The 18,714-nt window shown below is 68.9% G+C and carries 18 protein-coding genes; 5 read left to right on the forward strand and 13 right to left on the reverse strand.

The window, feature by feature from the left end; all coding sequences use genetic code 11:
* Window positions 1-16: 16 nt before the first annotated feature.
* The 5 genes from LRQ07_RS11830 to murI all read right to left on the reverse strand — a co-directional run bounded on the left by LRQ07_RS11830 (window position 17) and on the right by murI (window position 3,881).
* The gene (locus LRQ07_RS11830; protein ID WP_047524452.1) at window positions 17-937 is read right to left on the reverse strand and encodes a cation diffusion facilitator family transporter; all 921 of its coding nucleotides are present in this window, start codon (window positions 935-937) and stop codon (window positions 17-19) included.
* Window positions 938-1,022: 85 nt separating this feature from the next.
* Window positions 1,023-1,601, reverse strand: coding sequence for a dihydrofolate reductase family protein (locus LRQ07_RS11835; RefSeq protein ID WP_232763672.1), 579 nt, complete (start codon window positions 1,599-1,601; stop codon window positions 1,023-1,025).
* A 62-nt stretch (window positions 1,602-1,663) separates the two neighbouring features.
* On the reverse strand, window positions 1,664-2,257 hold the full coding sequence (gene rdgB / locus LRQ07_RS11840) for an RdgB/HAM1 family non-canonical purine NTP pyrophosphatase (RefSeq protein ID WP_256534724.1): 594 nt from the start codon (window positions 2,255-2,257) through the stop codon (window positions 1,664-1,666).
* Window positions 2,258-2,259: 2 nt separating this feature from the next.
* Window positions 2,260-2,997, reverse strand: a complete 738-nt coding sequence (gene rph, locus LRQ07_RS11845; RefSeq protein WP_131492658.1) for a ribonuclease PH — start codon at window positions 2,995-2,997, stop codon at window positions 2,260-2,262.
* 53 nt (window positions 2,998-3,050) lie between these two features.
* Entirely contained in the window at window positions 3,051-3,881 is an 831-nt protein-coding gene (gene murI, locus LRQ07_RS11850; protein ID WP_131492660.1) for a glutamate racemase, read from the reverse strand.
* 63 nt (window positions 3,882-3,944) lie between these two features.
* On the opposite strand from murI, the gene LRQ07_RS11855 reads away from it, so the two are divergent.
* Window positions 3,945-5,270, forward strand: a complete 1,326-nt coding sequence (locus LRQ07_RS11855) for a nicotinate phosphoribosyltransferase (RefSeq protein ID WP_256534725.1) — start codon at window positions 3,945-3,947, stop codon at window positions 5,268-5,270.
* A 2-nt stretch (window positions 5,271-5,272) separates the two neighbouring features.
* On the opposite strand, the gene LRQ07_RS11860 is transcribed toward LRQ07_RS11855, so the two are convergent.
* Genes LRQ07_RS11860 through LRQ07_RS18525 form a run of 3 tightly spaced genes read right to left on the reverse strand, consistent with a single transcriptional unit; the run spans window position 5,273 to window position 9,082 of the window.
* Window positions 5,273-5,539: a DUF3039 domain-containing protein gene (locus LRQ07_RS11860; RefSeq protein ID WP_026049764.1), complete on the reverse strand. Its 267-nt coding sequence runs from the start codon at window positions 5,537-5,539 to the stop codon at window positions 5,273-5,275.
* Between the two features lie 40 nt (window positions 5,540-5,579).
* Complete coding sequence (locus LRQ07_RS11865) at window positions 5,580-7,145, reverse strand: hypothetical protein (RefSeq protein ID WP_256534726.1); 1,566 nt, start codon at window positions 7,143-7,145, stop codon at window positions 5,580-5,582.
* On the reverse strand, window positions 7,121-9,082 hold the full coding sequence (locus LRQ07_RS18525) for an ABC transporter ATP-binding protein (RefSeq protein WP_319944130.1): 1,962 nt from the start codon (window positions 9,080-9,082) through the stop codon (window positions 7,121-7,123). Before LRQ07_RS18525 ends, LRQ07_RS11865 begins: the two co-directional genes overlap by 25 nt.
* Window positions 9,083-9,330: 248 nt before the next feature.
* Here LRQ07_RS18525 and LRQ07_RS11875 point away from each other — a divergent pair, with 248 nt between their 5' ends.
* The 4 genes from LRQ07_RS11875 (at window position 9,331) to LRQ07_RS11890 (ending at window position 13,022) form a co-directional block, all read left to right on the forward strand.
* Window positions 9,331-10,023 (forward strand): NTP transferase domain-containing protein, encoded by a 693-nt coding sequence (locus LRQ07_RS11875; RefSeq protein ID WP_047523569.1) that lies wholly within the window; start codon window positions 9,331-9,333, stop codon window positions 10,021-10,023.
* Between the two features lie 83 nt (window positions 10,024-10,106).
* Window positions 10,107-11,105, forward strand: coding sequence for a hypothetical protein (locus tag LRQ07_RS11880; RefSeq protein WP_256534727.1), 999 nt, complete (start codon window positions 10,107-10,109; stop codon window positions 11,103-11,105).
* An 88-nt stretch (window positions 11,106-11,193) separates the two neighbouring features.
* Window positions 11,194-12,783 (forward strand): acyl-CoA carboxylase subunit beta, encoded by a 1,590-nt coding sequence (locus LRQ07_RS11885; RefSeq protein WP_372491404.1) that lies wholly within the window; start codon window positions 11,194-11,196, stop codon window positions 12,781-12,783.
* Window positions 12,780-13,022 (forward strand): acyl-CoA carboxylase epsilon subunit, encoded by a 243-nt coding sequence (locus LRQ07_RS11890; RefSeq protein WP_256534728.1) that lies wholly within the window; start codon window positions 12,780-12,782, stop codon window positions 13,020-13,022. The genes LRQ07_RS11885 and LRQ07_RS11890 overlap by 4 nt, the downstream gene beginning before the upstream one ends.
* 40 nt (window positions 13,023-13,062) lie before the next feature.
* On the opposite strand, the gene LRQ07_RS11895 is transcribed toward LRQ07_RS11890, so the two are convergent.
* From LRQ07_RS11895 to LRQ07_RS11915, 5 genes are all read right to left on the reverse strand, one after another.
* The gene (locus LRQ07_RS11895; RefSeq protein WP_232763830.1) at window positions 13,063-14,262 is read right to left on the reverse strand and encodes an ROK family transcriptional regulator; all 1,200 of its coding nucleotides are present in this window, start codon (window positions 14,260-14,262) and stop codon (window positions 13,063-13,065) included.
* A gap of 273 nt (window positions 14,263-14,535) precedes the next feature.
* The gene (locus tag LRQ07_RS11900) at window positions 14,536-15,543 is read right to left on the reverse strand and encodes a hypothetical protein (protein WP_256534729.1); all 1,008 of its coding nucleotides are present in this window, start codon (window positions 15,541-15,543) and stop codon (window positions 14,536-14,538) included.
* Entirely contained in the window at window positions 15,540-16,775 is a 1,236-nt protein-coding gene (locus LRQ07_RS11905; RefSeq protein ID WP_131492667.1) for an ATP-binding protein, read from the reverse strand. Before LRQ07_RS11905 ends, LRQ07_RS11900 begins: the two co-directional genes overlap by 4 nt.
* Window positions 16,765-17,424, reverse strand: coding sequence for a response regulator transcription factor (locus LRQ07_RS11910; RefSeq protein ID WP_131492669.1), 660 nt, complete (start codon window positions 17,422-17,424; stop codon window positions 16,765-16,767). Before LRQ07_RS11910 ends, LRQ07_RS11905 begins: the two co-directional genes overlap by 11 nt.
* Before the next feature lie 41 nt (window positions 17,425-17,465).
* Complete coding sequence (locus tag LRQ07_RS11915) at window positions 17,466-18,713, reverse strand: class I SAM-dependent RNA methyltransferase (protein ID WP_256534730.1); 1,248 nt, start codon at window positions 18,711-18,713, stop codon at window positions 17,466-17,468.
* Between the last annotated feature and the right edge of the window lies 1 nt (window position 18,714).

Consider the following 18,714-nt stretch of genomic DNA (forward strand, 5'->3'; position numbering starts at 1 on the left):
GGCGGGTTCGGAGCGTTCAGGCGTGGTGAGGCTCGCAGTCCGACTTCTCAGCCGGCTCGATCTGGAAGGTCGAATGCTCGACATCGAAGTGATCGGCCAAGCACGCCTGCATGTCGGAGAGGAGCTGCGTCGACCTCCCGTCGGCGAACAGCTGCGGCTCGACGGTGACATGCGCCGTGAACACCGGCGCGCCCCGCGTGAGCTGCCACACATGCACATCGTGCACGCCGACCACACCGTCGTACCCCAGAAGGTGGGTGCGGATGTCACTGACGGCGGTCCCCTTGGGCGCCGACTCGGCGAGGACCGAGAACACCTCGCGCAGCAGCGCGATCGCTCGCGGGATGATCATCGCCGCGATGAACAGGGAGGCGATCGCATCGGCCGGCATCCATCCCGTCAGGAGGATCACGATCGCGGCGACGATGACCGCGGCGGACCCAATCAGGTCGCCCATCACCTCGAGATAGGCGCCGCGCACGTTGATGCTCGTGCGCTGCGCACGGCTGAGCAACCACATCGAGACGGCATTCGCCATCAGGCCGACGACGGCGACCACGAGCATGAGCCCGCCGGCGACCTCGACGTCGCCGGGGTTCAGCAGGCGGCCGATGCCCTCGATCGCCACCCACGTGGCCAGGGCGATCAGGATCACGGCATTGATCAACGCGCCGAACACCTCGGCGCGTTGATACCCGAAGGTCCGTCGATCATCGGCAGGTCGCGCGGCCACGGTCGCGGCGATGAGCGCGATCACGAGCGCGGAGGCGTCCGTGAACATGTGCGCGGCGTCGGCGAGCAAGGCGAGCGAACCGGTCAGGATCGCACCGACGACCTGCACGACCATCACGGTCGCCGTGAGCGTCAGCGAGATCGCCAGCAGGCGTCGACTGTTGGCCGAACGGATGCCGCCGGCGGCGGGTGCGTGATCGTGCATGTCCCCAGGCTAGACCGGGAGTCACGGCCGGAAGGCGTGTTCGCCCTAGTCGGGAAGGGTAACGATTCTCAGCGTCACCAGCAGTTCACCGACGGGTGCGCACGTAGGTGAGCACGACGCATCCGTTGTCGAAGGTCCGGGCTTCCTCGAGGTCGAACGACTTCGGCGCGAACGCGAACCTCGCCATCGGAATCCCGTCTCCCGCGATCACCGGATACTTCTTGACGATGAGGCGATCGATCTCGTCGATCAGCGCTCCGGCGAGCAGAGCGCCTCCGGCGAGGTAGATCCCCAGCCCGTCCTCGGCCTTCACCTGCCGCACGCGTTCGACCGGGTCGGTGCGCACGATCTCGACGTTCGGATCCGCGGGATCGGCGAGCGTGCTGCTGAACACGATGGTGCGCAGGTGCGCGTAGGGGTCGGTCACCCCCACCTGCAACGCCGGCTCGTAGGTCCGGCGCCCCATGAGGACCGTGTCGAACTGCGTCACCGGAGCGTCTGCCCCTCCGCGCCCCGCGCGGGCGAAAGCCGGCTGCACGTCGGCGAACTCCGTGCCGAGCGACTCGGCGAACGCCGGGGTGACGGGATAGAAGTCGACCTCGTCCGCGGGGCCCGCGATGAAGCCGTCGAGGGAGACACCGATGTAATAGGTCAGTTCACGCATGCCTTCACGATAATCACTACACGTGAAGTACGTCAACCGTAGTGGTCACGATCCTTCAGCTTTCAGAGTGCAGCGAGCACCGGCAGCAGCTCCGCGAACGCACGCGCACGATGCGACTGCGACTGCTTCTCCTCCGCGCTGAAGTCGCCCACCGTACGCTCCTCGCCGCGCGGCTGACCGTCGGGGATGAAGATCGGGTCGTAGCCGAAACCACCGCCACCGGACGCCTCGTGTGACAGACGCCCCGGCCACCGGCCCTCGACGACCTGCTCCCGGCCGTCGGGCATCACCAGGGCGATGGTCGAGGTGAAGTGCGCGGTCCGATGCGGGTCGGCAATGTCGCGCAGCTGATCGAGCAGGAGCGCGAGATTCGCCGCGGCATCCTTCTTCTGACCCGCCCAGTACGCGGAGAAGACCCCGGGCGAACCGCCCAGGACGTCGACGCAGATGCCGGAGTCGTCGGCCAGGGCGGGGAGCCCGGTGTGCGTCGCCGCCGCCCGCGCCTTGATCAGTGCGTTCTCGGCGAAGGTCACGCCGTCCTCGACCGGTTCCGGGCCGTCGTAGCCGACGACCTCGAGGTCGGGTCGTGCCTGCGCGACGATCTGCTGGAACTCCGCGACCTTGTGCGGATTGTGCGTCGCGAGGACGACCTTCATCGTCACTCCCCCGCCAACGCGGCGAGCTGCTTGCCCTTCAGCTCGTCGCATCCGGACACCCCGAGCTCGAGCAGCGCATCCAGTTCGCGCTTGTCGAACGGCGCCCCCTCGGCTGTGCCCTGGACCTCGACGAACAGTCCGCGGCCCGTGACCACGACGTTCATGTCGGTCTCGGCGCGCACGTCCTCGACGTATGCCAGATCGAGCATGGGCTCGCCGTCGATGATTCCGACCGACACCGCGGCCACGGAGTCGAGCAACGGCGTGGAGTTCTTGCCGATGAACTTCTTCTCGCGCCCCCACTCGATCGCGTCGGCCAGCGCGACGTACGCGCCGGTGATGGCCGCGGTGCGCGTGCCCCCGTCCGCCTGCAGCACGTCGCAGTCGATGACGATCGTGTTCTCACCGAGCGCCTTGGTGTCGACCACGGCGCGAAGGGCACGACCGATGAGCCGGGAGATCTCGTGCGTGCGTCCGCCGATGCGCCCCTTCACGCTCTCGCGGTCGTTGCGACTGTTCGTGGCGCGCGGAAGCATGGCGTACTCGGCTGTGACCCACCCCTTGCCCTTGCCCGTCAACCAGCGCGGGACGCCGTTGGTGAACGAGGCGGTGCACAGCACCTTCGTGCCGCCGAAGCTGATCAGGGCCGAGCCCTCGGCCTGTGCGCTCCAACCACGCTCGATGGTGATCTCACGCAGCTGATCGGTGGAACGGCCGTCGACGCGGACGATGTCGGTCATGTGCTTCTCTCGGGTCAGGGTGATGCGTCGAGTCGGGATGGCTCGACACGGTGTTACTCGAAGGTGTGCTCGGGAAGGGTGATCACGCCGGTCTGGACGAGCTGCACGTCGCGGACCTCCCGGCCCATCAGGCGATTGGCCAGCGCGGTGAAGTCATCGGCCGAGACGCCGGTGGCCTCGTAGACATAGGTGGCCGTGGCATCGGGCGACGCGAGCAGATCTCCCCGCACCAGCTGGCGGTAGACGTCGCCGGCGGTCTCATCGTCGCTGGAGACGAGCGTCACGCCCTCCCCCATCACGTAGCTGATCGCACCGCGCAGGAACGGATAGTGCGTGCAGCCGAGAACCAGGGTGTCGACGCCGGCGTCGCGCAGCGGGGCGAGGTACTCCTCGGCGACGGCGAGCACTTCGGGAGTACCGGTGATCCCCGCTTCGACGAACTCGACGAATCGCGGACAGGCAGCCGTGAACACCTGCAGCCGCTCGTTCACCTCGAGCATGTCCTGGTAGGCGCGCGATCCGATGGTGCCGACCGTGCCGATCACGCCGACGCGCCCGTTCCTCGTGGTGGAGACGGCGCGGCGGACGGCGGGGCCGATCACCTCGACCACCGGGATGTCATAGCGCTCGCGTGCGTCGCGGAGCATGGCCGACGACGCGGTGTTGCACGCGATCACGAGCATCTTCACGCCCTGCTCGACGAGTGTGTCCAGCACCTCGAGGGAATAGCGACGCACGTCGGCGATGGGCTTGGGGCCGTAGGGGGAATGGGCGGTGTCGCCGATATAGACGAACGACTCACGGGGCAGCTGGGCGCGGATGGCCCGCGCCACCGTGAGCCCGCCGACACCGGAGTCGAAGATCCCGATGGGCGCGTCGTTCATGACTCCCCAGCCTACCCGCGTGCGCACCTCCGCGTGCATCAGCACGCTCAGTAAGCTGAGCGCATGACCACGTCGACGGCGCTGCTCACCGACCGCTACGAGCTGACGATGCTCGCTGCCTCGCTCCGCGACGGGACGGCTTTCCGCCCGAGCGTCTTCGAGCTCTTCTCCCGCCGACTCTCCGGCGGCCGCCGATTCGGAGTGGTCGCAGGCACCGGACGATTCCTCGAACTGCTGCGCGAGTTCCGCTTCGGTGACGACGAGTTGCGATTCCTCCGCGACGAACATGTGGTCGACGCGACATCGCTGAAGTACCTCGAGGAGTACCGCTTCACGGGCACGATCCGGGGCTATCGCGAGGGCGAGCTCTACTTCCCCGGCTCCCCCATCCTCACCGTCGAGGGAACGTTCGCGGATGCCGTGGTGCTGGAGACACTCGCCCTGAGCGTGCTCAACCACGACTCCGCCGTGGCCACGGCCGCATCGCGGATGAGCATCGCCGCGGGCGAGCGTCCGCTGGCGGAGATGGGCTCGCGCCGTGCTGCCGAACGTTCCGCGGTCGCCGCCGCACGCGCCGCGTACATCGCAGGGTTCAGCGCCACCAGCAACCTCGAAGCGGGCCGGAGCTGGGGCATCCCGACGATGGGCACCGCCGCTCATTCCTGGACGCTCCTGCACGACACCGAGGAAGAGGCGTTCCGCGCACAGGTCGACAGCATGGGCATCGGCACGACGCTGCTCGTCGACACGTACGACATCCGGAACGGGGTCGAGACCGCGATCCGCGTCGCGGGCACCGACCTGGGCGGCGTGCGTATCGATTCGGGCGATCTCCCGATCGTCGCCGGTGATGTGCGGGTGCAGCTCGACGAACTCGGGGCGACGTCCACGCGGATCACCGTGACGAGCGACCTCGACGAGTATGCGATCGCGGCACTCGCCGCGTCGCCGGTCGACGCCTACGGTGTCGGGACATCGGTCGTCACCGGCTCCGGATACCCGACCGCGAGCATGGTCTACAAGCTCGTGGCACGGCAGGACGCGGCGGGGGCCTGGATCGCGGTCGCCAAGGCGTCCGCGGACAAGGCCTCGTACGGCGGACGCAAGGCCGCGTTCCGGACGCTCGTCGACGGCGTCGCGACCGCCGAGACGGTCGTGGTCTCCGACGGCTTCGAGGAGCTGAACACGCCAGCGGAGCATCCCGACGGCCGCCCGCTGCAGGTGACGTTCGTCGAGGCGGGCGACATCGACACCGCACACGAGGGGACGGAGGGAACGGCGGCCGCGCGGACGCACCACCTGCGGGTGCGCGAGGAGCTTCCCGTGCGCGCTCTCGCGCTCAGCAAGTCCGACCCGGCGATTCCCACCGTGTACGTCGAGGCCGGCTGAGGTCAGCCGATCATCGACTCGTAGATCTCCTTGCACGTGGGGCAGATCGGGAACTTCTCCGGGTCACGACCCGGCGTCCACTTCTTGCCGCACAGCGCGCGCACCGGCTTGCCGGTGATCGCAGACTCGAGGATCTTGTCCTTCTTCACGTAATGCGAGAAGCGCTCATGGTCGCCCGGTTCGAGATTCTCCTCGCGGAGGAGCTCTTCCAGTTCGCGATCAAGCGTTGCCACGCCGCCCTGATCGGGGCTGTCCAGCGGAGTACTCATCCCGTGAGTCTAGCGGCGTCGAGCCCCTCGCGGGCGGGTGTCACGCGGTCTCGACGAACTCCATCAGCCGCTCACCGCTGCGCTCGAAGATGCGACCGCCGATGACCGCACCCGCGGCGAGGACGCCGAGGCCGATGAGGAGGCCGACCCAGAACGTCGCCGGCGCATACGCCGAACCCTCGACGATCGTGGCCGCGAACAACCAGATCGTCGGGACGCTGAGCACGATCGCGCCGAGGAACGCCGCAGCCGGCCCGTACGCACCGCGCGACGTCGGCCGCTGCGGCTGCTGGAACGGACTGTCGCCGGGACGGGAGACCGCGTACGGCGCGACCACCGAGACGATGCTCGAGATGCCCAGGGCGGAGAAGAGCAGGCTCGCTGCGAGGCCGCCGAGCGGAAGGAGCAGACTCCAGTCTCCGATCAGCAGCAGCGAGAGCGGTACCGCGATCGCGAGGACCGGAATCGCGACGAGCAGCACGGGAACCAGTCGACCGAGGCGATCGGGAAGCCCACGCACGCCGCTCGCGACGTGCGTCCACAGTGCGGTCGAGTCGTAGGCGACGTCGTTGTGGGGCAGCCATCCGAAGAACAGTGCCATCACCGGCACCGGCACGAGCGCGGCGATCTCGACCGGCACACCGGCGACGATCAGCGGCAGCACCGTGAGCACACCGGCGACCGGGACGACGATGATGTTCATGATGTAGCGGCGATCCCGGAGCCAGTACACGAGGCTCCGCGAGGCGATCGCACCGAACGCGTTGGACGGCAGCAGCCCGAACCAGCCGAGTCCGGTGCGCTCTCTCGAGGCGACGGGACGCTCAGTCGTCGTGAGCAGGCGTCGCACGAGCCAGGTCCAGGCCGCCCAGAGGAGACCGACGGTGAGGACGGCGATGATGCCGCTGACCCAGGCAGCCGCGGTCTCGCCCGCCGCGGACGCGAAGAGGAAGGCGGGCGACGCCGCGAACGGGGTGAACCCGAGCACAGTCGACAACGTCGACAAGGAATCAGGCACGAGCCCGTCCCAGCGCAGGGAGCCGAGGAACACCGCCACGGGGAACGCGATCACGAGCAGAGCGAGGGCGAACAACGCCGTGAGCTCCCGGGACCGACGCTCCGGCAGCAGCAGGGCGTTGATGGCCATGCCGATCCGCGATATGAGCACGGTCGTGAGGATGCCGACGATCGTCATCAGCACCGCGAGGGGCCAGGGCGTGCCGTCTCCGATCGCGACGATGCAGACGCTCGTGTAGACGGCGACGAGGGCGAGACTGGGCACACTGACGAATGAGGCGAGGGTGAGCACCCACGGCATCCGGCGCTCGTCCACACCGAACACGGTGAAGCGTCGCGGGTCGAGCTGGTCGACCGCGCCGACGAGGATCGGGCCCACGAGGAAACCCAGGAGCAGCGCGGCTCCACCGAGCACCGTGACCGCCTGCGCGACCGGGACGGGCGCACCCGACAACGTGAACACGGCGATGCACACCACGGTCGTGACGGCGATGACGGCCGCGAACACGAGGAGCGTCCGAAGCCGACGTTCGCCGCGGAGCGCCCCGAGAAGGAGAGCGAGCCTCAGTCGGAGAACGTGTGCAGCCACTCGAGCCCCTCCACCTCACCGCTGGAGCCGGCAAGTTCGACGAAGCGCGCTTCGAGCGTCTGCCCCGCGCGCACCTCGTCGATCGTGCCCTCGGCGAGCACTTCACCACCGACGATGATGGCCACCCGGGAGCAGACACGCTCCACCAGATCCATCCCATGGCTGGAGAGGATCACGGTCCCGCCGTGCGAGACGTAGGCGCGCAGGATGTCCAGGATGACCGCGGAGGAGACCGGATCGACCGACTCGAACGGCTCATCCAACACCAGGACGCGCGGCGAGTGGATCATCGCGCCGGCGAGCATGATCTTCTTCGTCATACCCGCCGAGTAGTCCGAGACGACCCGGCTGAGAGCGTCACCGAGGTCGAATGCGCGGGCGAGATCGGCCGCACGCTTCTCGATCACGTCGGCCGAGAGCCCTCGAAGGAGTCCGTAGTAGTAGAGGAGCTGGCGTCCGGTGAGCCGGTCGAACGTCCGCAGCCGGTCGGGCAGCACGCCCATGAGCCGTTTCGCGGCCTGCGGCTGCGCGGCCTGGTCGACACCGCAGATCGTGACGCTGCCTTCATCGGCCCGCAGGAGGCCTGCGACGATCGAGAGCGTGGTCGTCTTGCCCGCACCGTTGGGACCGACGACTCCGTAGAACGAACCCGCAGGCACCGAGAGGTCGATCCCGCCGACGGCCCGGTTGTCGCCGAACTGCTTGACGAGGCCGCGGACGCTGACCGCTTCCCCGGCGGACGTCGCGTCGGTCCGTCCCGGGGCGTCGGCCACCGCATCGTCGGAGTCGGCGACAGCCTCGACGACTTCGAGCGTCGTCACCTCGTCGGCTGCGTCGGCCTCGGCGACGAGCGTCTGCTCGGCACCGCCCTCACCGCTCTCCGCTCCGGGCACCTCCTGGTCGTCCACGGCCGGAACCTCAGCTTCGGAGGCATCCGTCGTTGCCGATTCGGCCTCGGGGGCGGACTCGAGCTCGGACGACGGAGCAGACTCGGTCACCGGAGCAGACTCGGTCACCGGAGCAGACTCGGTCACCGGCGAGTCTTCGATCACGAGCGCGGCATCGGCCTGCGCGGCCTTCACGTCATCGGCCTCGGCCTTCGCCTTCGCCGCAGCCGCCCTCGCCGCCGCCGACTTCTTCGCTGCCGTGGTCTTCGCTGCAGCCGTCTTCGCGGTCGCCGCGCGGGCCGTGGACTTGGTGGCGGCCGACTTGGCGGCTGCGGTCTTCGCCGCCGCCGTCTTCGCGGCCGTGGACTTCGTCGCGGGCGTCTTTCCCGCAGCCTTCGGCGCAGCGGCCTTCGCCCCGGTGACGGCGGCCCGCGGTGCGGCGACACGCACGGCCGCGGCGCGGTCCGAGGCAGCCGTCGATCCGGAGGACTTCGTCGCGGCAGCTCGCGAGGCGGTGTTCTTCGCCGCTGCCTTCCGCGCGTCCGCTGCGGTTCGCGCGGTGCTGCTCGTCTTCGAGGGCTGCTCGTCCATCGCCTTCGGCAACGGCTCGACCACGACCTCGGCGGTCGGGGCGGCCTTCTCCGCCGCAGCCTTCGTCGTCGTGGACTTCGCGGGAGCCTTCACAGAAGTCTTCGCGGCGGTCTTCGAGGTCGCGGGCTTCTTCGCCGCGCCGGTCTTCGCCGCGCTGGTCTTCGCCGCGCTGGTCTTCGCCGTGCTGGTCTTCGTCGGCGTCGTCCCCGAGGTACTTGCGGTCGTGGTCTTCGTGGCCGTCGACTTCTTGGCGGCAGGCTTCTTGGCGGCAGACTCCGTGGCCGCGGGCTTCTTGGCCGCAGCTTTCTTGGGCGCGGACTTCTTGGGAGCGGGCTTCTCGGCATCCGTCGACGCCTCCGAGGCCTGCGTGGACGATGCCGAACTGCTCGCCGACGTGTCGCGTGGGAAGGCTTCGGTATCGTCCACCTGGGCGGTGCGGTCGTCAGGGGAGGAAGTCACCGTCCTACGGTATCAAGGGGTGGGCGCAAGCCAAGCCGCCGCGCAACAAACCGCCGCCGGATCCGCGCGATCCGGGGCGATCGTGCTCCGTGTGCGAGCCTGTGCGTCCGGTGTGTACTCGGTCACGAAATGGCAACGGGAGCCTTCGCACCCCGAGCTTCCCAGCCTGAATCGCTACCATGAACGCGGCACGACGAAGTGTCTGGTCGGTGAACCGACCGTGAACACAACTTCCTTTAGGAGCACTCGTGACTCTTCAGACCGTCATCCTCGCCGCCGGCATGGGCTCGCGCCTCGGCCGCGCGCTGCCGAAGCCGCTCACCGAACTGAGCGACGGCCGCACGATCATGGGCCAGCAACACGACAACATCCGCGCCGCCTTCGGGTCCGACGCGCGCATCACGACCGTGGTCGGCTACCGCGCAGAGACCATCATCGAAGCCTTCCCCCAGGTCAACTACGTCCACAACGAGCGCTACGACGAGACGAACACGTCAAAGAGCCTGTTGCGCGCTCTCGGCGCCACCGGCAAGGGCGGCGTGCTGTGGATGAACGGCGATGTGGTCTTCGACCCGATGATCCTCGGCCGTGCGGCCGCCTACATCGAGCGCGACCAGTCGTTCGTGACCGTCAACACCTCGAAGGTCAGCGACGAAGAGGTGAAGTACACGGTCACGGCCGAGGGCTTCATCAAGGAGCTCTCCAAGACCGTCAAGGGCGGGCTCGGCGAGGCGGTCGGCATCAACTACATCTCGTCCACGCACAAGAAGGCGTTCATGCGCCAGCTGCAGCGCGTCGAGGACCAGGACTACTTCGAGCGCGGCCTCGAGCTCGCCATCGCGGAAGACGCCCTGCTGCTCGAGCCGATGGATGTCTCCGACCTGTACGCGGTCGAGGTCGACTTCGCGGAAGACCTCGAGCGGGCGAACCTCTTCGTCTGATCCGATCCGTCGTGCGAGAGCCCGGTTCCCTCGAGGGACCGGGCTTTCGGCGTTTTCGCGGCCGAGCTTCGTAAGATCGCTCCATGGCTCGCCAGGTGCACAAGATCCACTCGTTGCCGGATGACGCTCCGTGGGACAAGGGCGTGCCCCCTTCCGGGTCTTCCGAGCACCCGATGATGGTGCGCGGCCTCGACCGCGTGCTCTCGATCCAGCGCCCGCTCGTGCTCGCGCACATCCGCAGCATCCGTCTTCGCAACCCTCAGGCCACGCCCACCGAGATCATCCGGATCCTCGAACGCCGCTATCTCGCCGCCGTGACCACCGGGGGTGCCGCGGTGGGCGCGACCGCCGTCGTTCCCGGCATCGGCACCGGCGTGACTCTCGCGCTGTCCGGTGTCGAGACCGTGGGCTTCGTGGAGTCGACGGCCCTGTTCGCGCAGTCGGTCGCCGAGGTGCACGGCATCGCGGTCGCCAACCCCGACCGTGCGCGCGCCCTGGTGATGACCTTGATGCTCGGCAAGGAGGGCGTCGATCTGGTCGGTCAGCTCGCCGGGCAGGTCGCCGGACGCGGCGGGAGCAGATCGTCGTACTGGGGTGAACTCGTCACGAAGTCGCTCCCCCGCGCCGCCGTCGGCCCACTAGTCGATCAGCTCAAGAGCATGTTCGTGAAGCAGTTCGCCGCGAAGGGCGGCGCCTCCGTGATCGGCAAGGCCCTCCCGTTCGGCGTCGGCGCAGCCATCGGCGGGGCAGGGAACAACATCCTCGGCCGTCGCGTGCTCACGACCTCGCACAAGGCTTTCGGTGCGGCTCCGATCGATCTGCCGCTCGAGCTCGAACCGGTGCCGGGAGCGGAGAAGCTCGAGCTGCGGATGCTCCGCGGCGCGCGGTATGCCGGCAACGCCGTGGCCGGTGCGGCAGGAACGACCGTCCGCGGAGTCGGCTGGGTCGGTCGCAAGGCCCTCTCCCTCGGCCGTTCCCCGAAGTCGGACCCGGAGTTGGAGGAGAACGATCCCGCGAAAACTGCCGACGCGAAGCGGGAGAACGACGACCCGACGGAAGCGGATGCGGACGCCGCACACTGAGCACTGCGCGTAGGTCGCCAAAGGATCGGCCGACCCGTTGTGCCGAGCATCCAACAGACCGGGCCGACCCGACGCTAGGGTGGAATCCGTGACGGACAAGCCCGACCTCTTTACTACCGCCGGCAAGATCGCGGATCTGCGCGCTCGCTACACCGAAGCCGTCGTCGACGCAGAAGCCAAGGCGAAGGAGAAGCAGCACGCCAAGGGCAAGATGACCGCCCGTGAGCGCATCGAACTGCTCGTCGACCCCGGAAGCTTCGTCGAGTTCGACGAGTACGTGCGCCACCGCACCACCGCCTTCGGCATGGACCGCTCCCGCCCCTACGGCGACTCGGTCGTCACCGGTGTCGGCACGATCAACGGGCGCACCGTCGCGGTGTACTCGCAGGACTTCTCGACCTTCGGCGGCTCACTCGGCGAAGTCGCCGGCGAGAAGATCGTGAAGATCATGGAGTTCGCCCTCGCCGGCGGGATGCCCTGCATCGGCATCCTCGACTCAGGCGGTGCGCGTATCCAGGAGGGCGTCGTCGCCCTGGGCAAGTACGGCGAGATCTTCCGCCTCAACACCCGCGCCTCCGGCGTGATCCCTCAGATCTCCATCATCATGGGCCCCGCGGCCGGTGGCGCCGTGTACTCCCCCGCGCTCACGGACTTCGTCATCATGGTCGACAAGACCAGCCAGATGTTCGTCACCGGTCCCGACGTGATCAAGACCGTGACCGGCGAGGACGTCGGCATGGAGGAACTCGGCGGCGCGCTCACGCACAACACGCGCTCGGGCGTCGCGCACTACCTCGCCGAGGACGAAGACGACGCGATCGACTACGCGCGCACGCTGCTGAGCTTCCTTCCGGACAACAACATGGCGGAGCTGCCCTCGTACGAGAGCACCTTCGAGTTCGAGACCACCGACGCCGACCGTGTGCTGAACACGATCGTCCCCGACTCCACGAACCAGCCGTACGACATCCACACCGTCATCGAGCACGTGGTCGACGAGGGCGACTTCCTCGAGGTGCAGCCGCTGTTCGCCCCGAACATCGTGATCGGGTTCGGCCGCATCGAGGGCCGCTCCGTCGGCATCATCGCGAATCAGCCGTCGCAGATGGCCGGAACGCTGAACATCGAAGCCGGCGAGAAGGCGAGCCGCTTCGTCCGGTTCTGCGACGCGTTCTCCATCCCGATCGTCACCCTCGTCGACGTCCCCGGTTACCTGCCGGGAACCGACCAGGAGTGGACGGGTGTCATCCGCCGCGGCGCGAAGCTCCTCTACGCCTACGCGGAGGCCACGGTCCCGCTCGTCACGGTGATCCTGCGCAAGGCCTACGGCGGCGCGTACATCGTGATGGGATCGAAGCAGCTCGGCGCCGACGTGAACCTCGCCTGGCCGACGGCGGAGATCGCCGTCATGGGCGGGCAGGGTGCCGTGAACATCCTGTACCGCGGCGAGATCAAGAAGGCCGAGGACGCCGGCGAAGACGTCGCCGCCGTGCGTACCCGCCTGGCGAACGAGTACACGTACAACGTCGCCTCACCGTTCCTCGCGGCGGAGCGCGGAGAGCTCGACGGCATCATCGAGCCGGCGAACACGCGCGTGTCGATCGCGAAGGCACTGCGTGCGCTGCGGGGCAAGCGCGCCGAGCTTCCGCCGAAGAAGCATGGGAACATCCCGCTGTGACCGCGCGAGAGGCCGGGGCCGACGCATCGGAGCAGGCGGCGTCGATGCTCACGATCACGCGCGGTTCAGCCACTGAAGAAGAGCTGGCCGCACTCATCGCGGTGATCAGCGAGGCCTATGCGTCCGAAGCGGCGGCCGCCGTGGCCGATGAGCCGACCGTGTCCGCCTGGACCCGCACGCAGCGTCCGCTCCGGCGTCCGCTGCGCCGTGACATCCCGTGGGGGCGCTTCTCCGGGTGACGCCCCCCGGCCTGCGCCTCATGCGTCAGGCGGTGAGAGCTCAGCCGTCGAGCAGGAGCCCCGAGGCACGGGGACTGAGTACGGAGTCGAGCACCACGCAGCCGGCGCCCACCGCGCCCACGTCGTCGCCGACGACCGTCCCGTCGACCGGCAGCGTGCGCACCGCCCGTGTCGCGCTCGCCCGATCGAGGCGACCGGGGATCTCGCTGAGGTACACCTCCGCGAGCCGCGACCAGAACGGGCCGCCGAACACGACGCGGTCCACGTCGAGCATGTTCGCGAGCGCGGCGGTCAGGACGGACATATGCACAGCGGCCTGCCGCAGCACGGCCAGGGCGGCGACGTCGCCGCGGCCGGCACGCTCGCAGAGCTCTCCGAAGCGCTCGTCGACGGACTCGACATCGCTCGCCTCGCGATCGTCCTGGAACACCCCCGCACGCTCCGCCTGTTCGACGATGGCCTGTGGCGTGCAGACGACCTCGACGCATCCCCGAGAACCGCAGGTGCACCGCGGACCGTCCGGATCCACGATCACGTGCCCGACCTCTCCGATGTTGCGTGTGCTCCCGGGCACGACCTCCCCCTCCCTGGCGAGGGCGGCGCCGATCCCGGTACCCAGGTAGATGAAGACGAACGAATCGTCGGCCGACGCGCGCCGTGTCCACAGTTCGCCCGACGCGGCGGCAGTCGTGTCCTTCTCGAGCAGCACGGGAAGACCGGTCGCGTCGGCGAGCACCGCACGCAGCCGCACCCGGTGCCAGCCGAGCAGCTTCGGCGGGTCGATCACCGTGCCCTTCTCCGCATCGAGAGGCCCGGGGGCGGCGACTCCCACCCCGGCGATCCGATCCCGGTCCACGTCGGCCTCGGCGATCAAGGCGTCGATGGTGGCCGCCATGGCGGAGATGATCCACCGCGGTTCCTTCGCCGGAGTGCGTATGCTCTTCCGACGCACGACGGCGCCCGACAGGTCGAGCAGGACGAAGGTCATGATGGCGGGGTCGAGGTGCACCCCCACCGCGAAGCGACTGTCCGGGACGAGCCGCAGGGTCACGCGGGGTTTGCCCGGACCGTTGATGGTGCGCCCCGCCTCACGGATGAATCCGTCGTCGAGAAGCCGGCGGGTGATGTTCGTCACCGTCTGCGCGGAGAGCCCGGTGGCGGAGGCGAGTTCGATGCGGCTCAGCCCTTCCCCGGACTGTCGGATCGCCTCCAGGACCACGGACTGATTGAAGTCCCCCATCCGCGGAAGGTTGGTTCCCCGACGCGTTCCCATGGTCCTATGATCCCTCATCGAGCGAGAAATCGTGTCCCCCAAAATACCTACAGACAACGAATGGAAGAACCCCCAGACTGGAGGAGACGCTTCGCGTTCGGCTGGTCTCTCTGTCCCAGGGTAGACAGACGCTGATCGGCCACCAGCGGACGGTTTTCGGGTAACTGTCCGCACGGCGAGGGGCTGGCGATAACGCCGCCCCTCGCCCACTCTCCTCACCTGGTCGGGAGCGCGGCGTCTTCAGACGGCTTCCGCCTCCCGAGCGATCTCATGCCACAGGTCGACCGCGTCATCGTCGCCCGAGGCACGCGTCCCCGCACGCCCGACGACGGTCACCGCGACACGGGCATCGCGAGCCGAACGGATGATGAGCCGCGCGCTCTGTGCCTGCATGAGCACAGAGGCGAGCTCGTCTCGGATCTCACTGCGTCGCGCTTCGTCGATGCCATCGAATCCGCCCTCGTCGAAGACCGTGACGACGGCGCCGCGTAGACGGGCGGCGTCGATCGCGTTGCGCACGGCATCGTTGAGCAGATCCGCTCCGCGCAGCTCGTCGCGCAGCCGACCCTCGGCGAGGCGCGCTTCGAGTCGCTCCCGGTCGTCGAGCACGCCACGGGAGGCGACGACACGACCGAGCACCGGCCCGGCGACCGCCAGGGCGAACTGCGTGCGCAGACGCCTCTCCCGCTGGCGCACGCTCTGGGTGGCGTGCCAGGCCGAGACCGCCTGCTGGATCTCGGCGAGCCGTTCGGTGTCGCGCACCGCGCGATCCCAGAACATCACGAGAAGTCGGGCGACGACGATCCACATGATCGAGCCGACCAGGCCCAGGGTGAGCGCCACGCCGATCCCGAGGTATGCCGAGGAGGCCGCGACGAGAACCGCGAGCGTCAGCCAGCCGATCAGGAACCGACGGCGGACGATGCACACGACACCGAGGAGCCCGAGCCCGCCGATGTACCAGGTGGCGAAGGGAGCGGTGCGGTCGGCGGGCTCCAGAGAGAACGTGACCAGGGCGGGGATGAGGGCGCTCGCGAGCAGGGCCAGCACCGCCGACCACAGGGGCATCCGCACAGACGTCGCGTCGCCCAGAATCGCGATGTTCACGACCACGAGGTAGATGCCGATCGCGACGATCATCAACAACGGCGCCGTCGGCTGCTCGATCCACCAGATCGCGCGCGCGGCGAAGTACAGCGCGAACCCCACGGCGAGCGAGGTGGCGACGCTGCGGACGGTCCGGTTCACGAGCGCTCCCACCCCAGCACGACGGTCGTGCCCTGCTCATCGGATCGGATGTCCGCGGTGCCGGCGACTCCGGCCATGCGGGCGAAGATGGAGGCGCGGATCCCGAGCCGGTCGGCGCCGATCGCCGTGATGTCGAAACCCGGCCCCGTGTCCGACACGGTCACGGAGATCCCTTGGTCACCACACGCCTCGACGATGATGTGCAACCCACGGCTGTTCGCGTGGGACACGGCGTTCCCGATCGCCTGCCGTGCGGCCAGCACGAGGGCTCGCGCCGCCCGTCCGGGGATCATTCCGATCCCGCCGCGCTCCTCGACGATCGCGTCGGCACCGAGCTCCGAGAGCGAACGGCGGAGTTCGACCACGATCTGCGCGATCCCCACGGGCTCGTCGGTGCCCTCCTGGGACACGGCGGCTTCCGTGTTCGCGAGACGTGTGAGAGCTTCCCGTGCCATCGCGACCGCGAGCTCCTCCGCCCGCTCCCCCTCCGCCCGCTCGGCGGCGATCAACGCCGCGAGGACGCTGTCATGCATGAGCGCCGACATCGCCACGCGTTCCTCCTCGGCCGCGGCGGCAGCAGCTGCGGTGGAGTAGGAGGCGACGGCTTGCCCTCGTGCCTCGTCGACGCCGGCCGCGACGGAGCGGAACATCCAGCCGAGCGAGATGATCACCACGCCGAGGATGAGCGTGAAGGAGACATCGAATGCGGTCGTGACCCAGAACTCCCGCGAGAACTCCCCCTGCACGAGACGCACGTAACCGTAGACGAACGGCATCACGGCCGCCCACGCGAACTGGAGCCGCAGGGGGAACGCGAGCATCGCCGCGACCACCCCCACGTTCACGAGGAAGAAGATCCAGGGCTGATCGCCGGCACTCTTGTCGGCGGGGTCCACGACCGTCGGCCACGCGGCGAGCGCCAGCAGGTAGACCACGGCGAAGAGGCCCGAGAAGGTACGCACGCCGCGGCCGACCAGGCAGGCGACCAGCATCGCCGCGAGCGGGACGAACACCACGACGACCATCACGATGTGCACCACGTCCGCCTGGGACAGGGTGTTCACCGCGGCGAACAGCGCCTGGGCGCCCAAGGCGGAGGATCCGATCGCGACGACGATCGCGAGGATCCGCTCCATGCGTTTGCCCGTGAATCGCTCGAACTCGGTCTCCGTGCTGCCCGGAGACGGGATCTTGCTCCAGGCATCGCGGATGCTGAGCGGATCAGCGGGCACTCGACGCCCCGTCTGCCGCGACGATGCCGTCCTCCATCGCTCGACGGAGGAGATCGACCTTCGTGGGTGCGGGCCGACCGACCTCGACGTACTTGACCCGTACGCGCGTGATGTTCTCCTTGGCGGTCGAGTAGGCGACGCCGAGCCGCTCGGCGACCGCCTTCAGCGGAAGGCCCGTGGCATACAACCGGAGCACCTCGCGCTCGCGGCTGGAGAGCTGCGCGTCGGCGAAGGCCCGGTCACCGTCGACGGCGCTGGCCCATTCGACGTTGTTGAGCGCTTCGCCCTGAGCGACGGTCCGGATCGCGTCCATCACGTCATCGAGAGCGGACGACTTGCTGACGACCCCTGCGGCCCCGGCGGACAGAGCCTCACGCACAGCCGCGGGACGGTCGGCGACGCTGTGGATGACCACGCTCGCCCCGTCGTTCACGAGCGATGACACGTTCTCGGTCACGGTGCTGCCGTCGCCCAGGGTGAGGTCGAGGACCACGACGTCGGCAGGAGCGGCAGACGCCGAGGCCCGCCATTCCAGGTATGACACGACTGTGCTCCCGGAGAAGACCACCGTCTGCGAGTCGCGCGCGCACGCGGCCTCGAGGCCGAGGCGAACGGACTCGTGATCGTCGATGAGTGCGACCCTGCTCATCCACCCAGCCTAGTGAGTCGCCGCAGACGGCCGCCGACGGCTCAGCGGGTCAGCAGCGCGACGACCTCGAAGTGGTGCGAGTGCGGGAACAGATCGAAACCTCGAAGACGATCGACGTTCCACCCCAGCGCCCGGAAGGTCCCGAGATCACGGGAGAGGGCGACCGGATCGCAGGCGACGTAGGCGACGGCCTCCGGCGCGAGCGCGTGCACGGCCTCGACGACCTGACGGCCCGCTCCTGCGCGAGGCGGGTCGAGGATCACGGCCCCCGTCCGACCGCTGCTCCGGCGCGTGGACAGGAAGCGGTCGACGCGCGCGGTGACCGCGGTGACCTCGAGCGGTGCGAGGTTGGCGGCCGCGTGCTCAGTGGCCCGTGCGCTCGACTCCACCGTGACGATGTCGGTGCCGCCGAGATCGGCGAGTGTCGCGGCGAAGAGACCGACGCCGCCGTACAGGTCGTAGTGCGTCTTCGCCTCGTCGACGTGTCCGTCGAGGATGCCGTACACCGCGGCGTCGAGCACGGAGGCCGCCCGCGGATGGACCTGCCAGAATCCCGTCGCGTCCAGCTGGAAGGGCCGGTCTCCGACGAGTTCCTGGATCGTCTCGGGAGTCGGACGGCGCCGGAAGCCGCGCGCGACCTTGGCCGGACGCACCGTCTCCTCGCGGCGGATGATGCGCACTCGACCGTCGGCGGGCTCGACGAGCTCGATCCGACCGGGAGCCTCACCGCGGAGCGCGAGCGCGGCCTCCGCGATCGCCGGGCGAGCGAGCGGGTGGGAAGACACGGGGATGACCCGGTGGCTGCGTGCGGCGAACGGCCCCACCGCGCCCGTGTCGTCGACGTGCAGGGTCACGCGCGTACGCCACCCGGTGCCGTCTCCGGATTCGACGGCCTCGATCTCCGGGGCGACGAGTCCCTCCCCGGCGAAACGGTCGAGCGCCTCGGTCAGCACCTGGCGCTTGAGCACTCGCTGGTGGTCGAGCGCGATGTGCCCGAGGTCGGCTCCGCCGGGGCGGTCCGCGGGATCCCTCGAGACGTCGGCCTCGGCCCAGATGTGCGGTCGCCGATGCTCTGACGCCTCCAGCACCTCGATCGTCTCCGCTCGCCAGAAGCTGCGGGTCGAGGCATCGGCCCCGTCCTGCGGGGCGATCAGTCGCGCACGGACGCGCTCCCCGGGGACCGCGTCCGAGACGAAGACCACGCGCCCCTCGTGGCGGGCGATGAAGGTGCCCCCGTGTGCGATGCCGGTGATGTCGAGCTCGAGCACGTCGGCTGCGGAGGAAGTCATC

Source organism: Microbacterium sp. J1-1, from assembly GCF_024498615.1.
GTDB lineage: Bacteria > Actinomycetota > Actinomycetes > Actinomycetales > Microbacteriaceae > Microbacterium > Microbacterium aurugineum.

What these genes read in the sequence shown, in the direction of transcription:
- LRQ07_RS11835 (WP_232763672.1), bottom strand. Translation starts at nt 1,601, where the DNA reads ATGCGTGAACTGACCTATTACATCGGTGTCTCCCTCGACGGCTTCATC.
- rdgB (WP_256534724.1), bottom strand. Translation starts at nt 2,257, where the DNA reads ATGAAGGTCGTCCTCGCGACGCACAATCCGCACAAGGTCGCGGAGTTC.
- rph (WP_131492658.1), bottom strand. Translation starts at nt 2,997, where the DNA reads ATGACCGACATCGTCCGCGTCGACGGCCGTTCCACCGATCAGCTGCGT.
- LRQ07_RS11895 (WP_232763830.1), bottom strand. Translation starts at nt 14,262, where the DNA reads ATGGGGGACTTCAATCAGTCCGTGGTCCTGGAGGCGATCCGACAGTCC.
- murI (WP_131492660.1), bottom strand. Translation starts at nt 3,881, where the DNA reads ATGAACGACGCGCCCATCGGGATCTTCGACTCCGGTGTCGGCGGGCTC.
- LRQ07_RS11860 (WP_026049764.1), bottom strand. Translation starts at nt 5,539, where the DNA reads ATGAGTACTCCGCTGGACAGCCCCGATCAGGGCGGCGTGGCAACGCTT.
- LRQ07_RS11910 (WP_131492669.1), bottom strand. Translation starts at nt 17,424, where the DNA reads ATGAGCAGGGTCGCACTCATCGACGATCACGAGTCCGTTCGCCTCGGC.
- LRQ07_RS11880 (WP_256534727.1), top strand. Translation starts at nt 10,107, where the DNA reads ATGGCTCGCCAGGTGCACAAGATCCACTCGTTGCCGGATGACGCTCCG.
- LRQ07_RS11830 (WP_047524452.1), bottom strand. Translation starts at nt 937, where the DNA reads ATGCACGATCACGCACCCGCCGCCGGCGGCATCCGTTCGGCCAACAGT.
- LRQ07_RS11915 (WP_256534730.1), bottom strand. Translation starts at nt 18,713, where the DNA reads ATGACTTCCTCCGCAGCCGACGTGCTCGAGCTCGACATCACCGGCATC.
- LRQ07_RS11855 (WP_256534725.1), top strand. Translation starts at nt 3,945, where the DNA reads ATGACCACGTCGACGGCGCTGCTCACCGACCGCTACGAGCTGACGATG.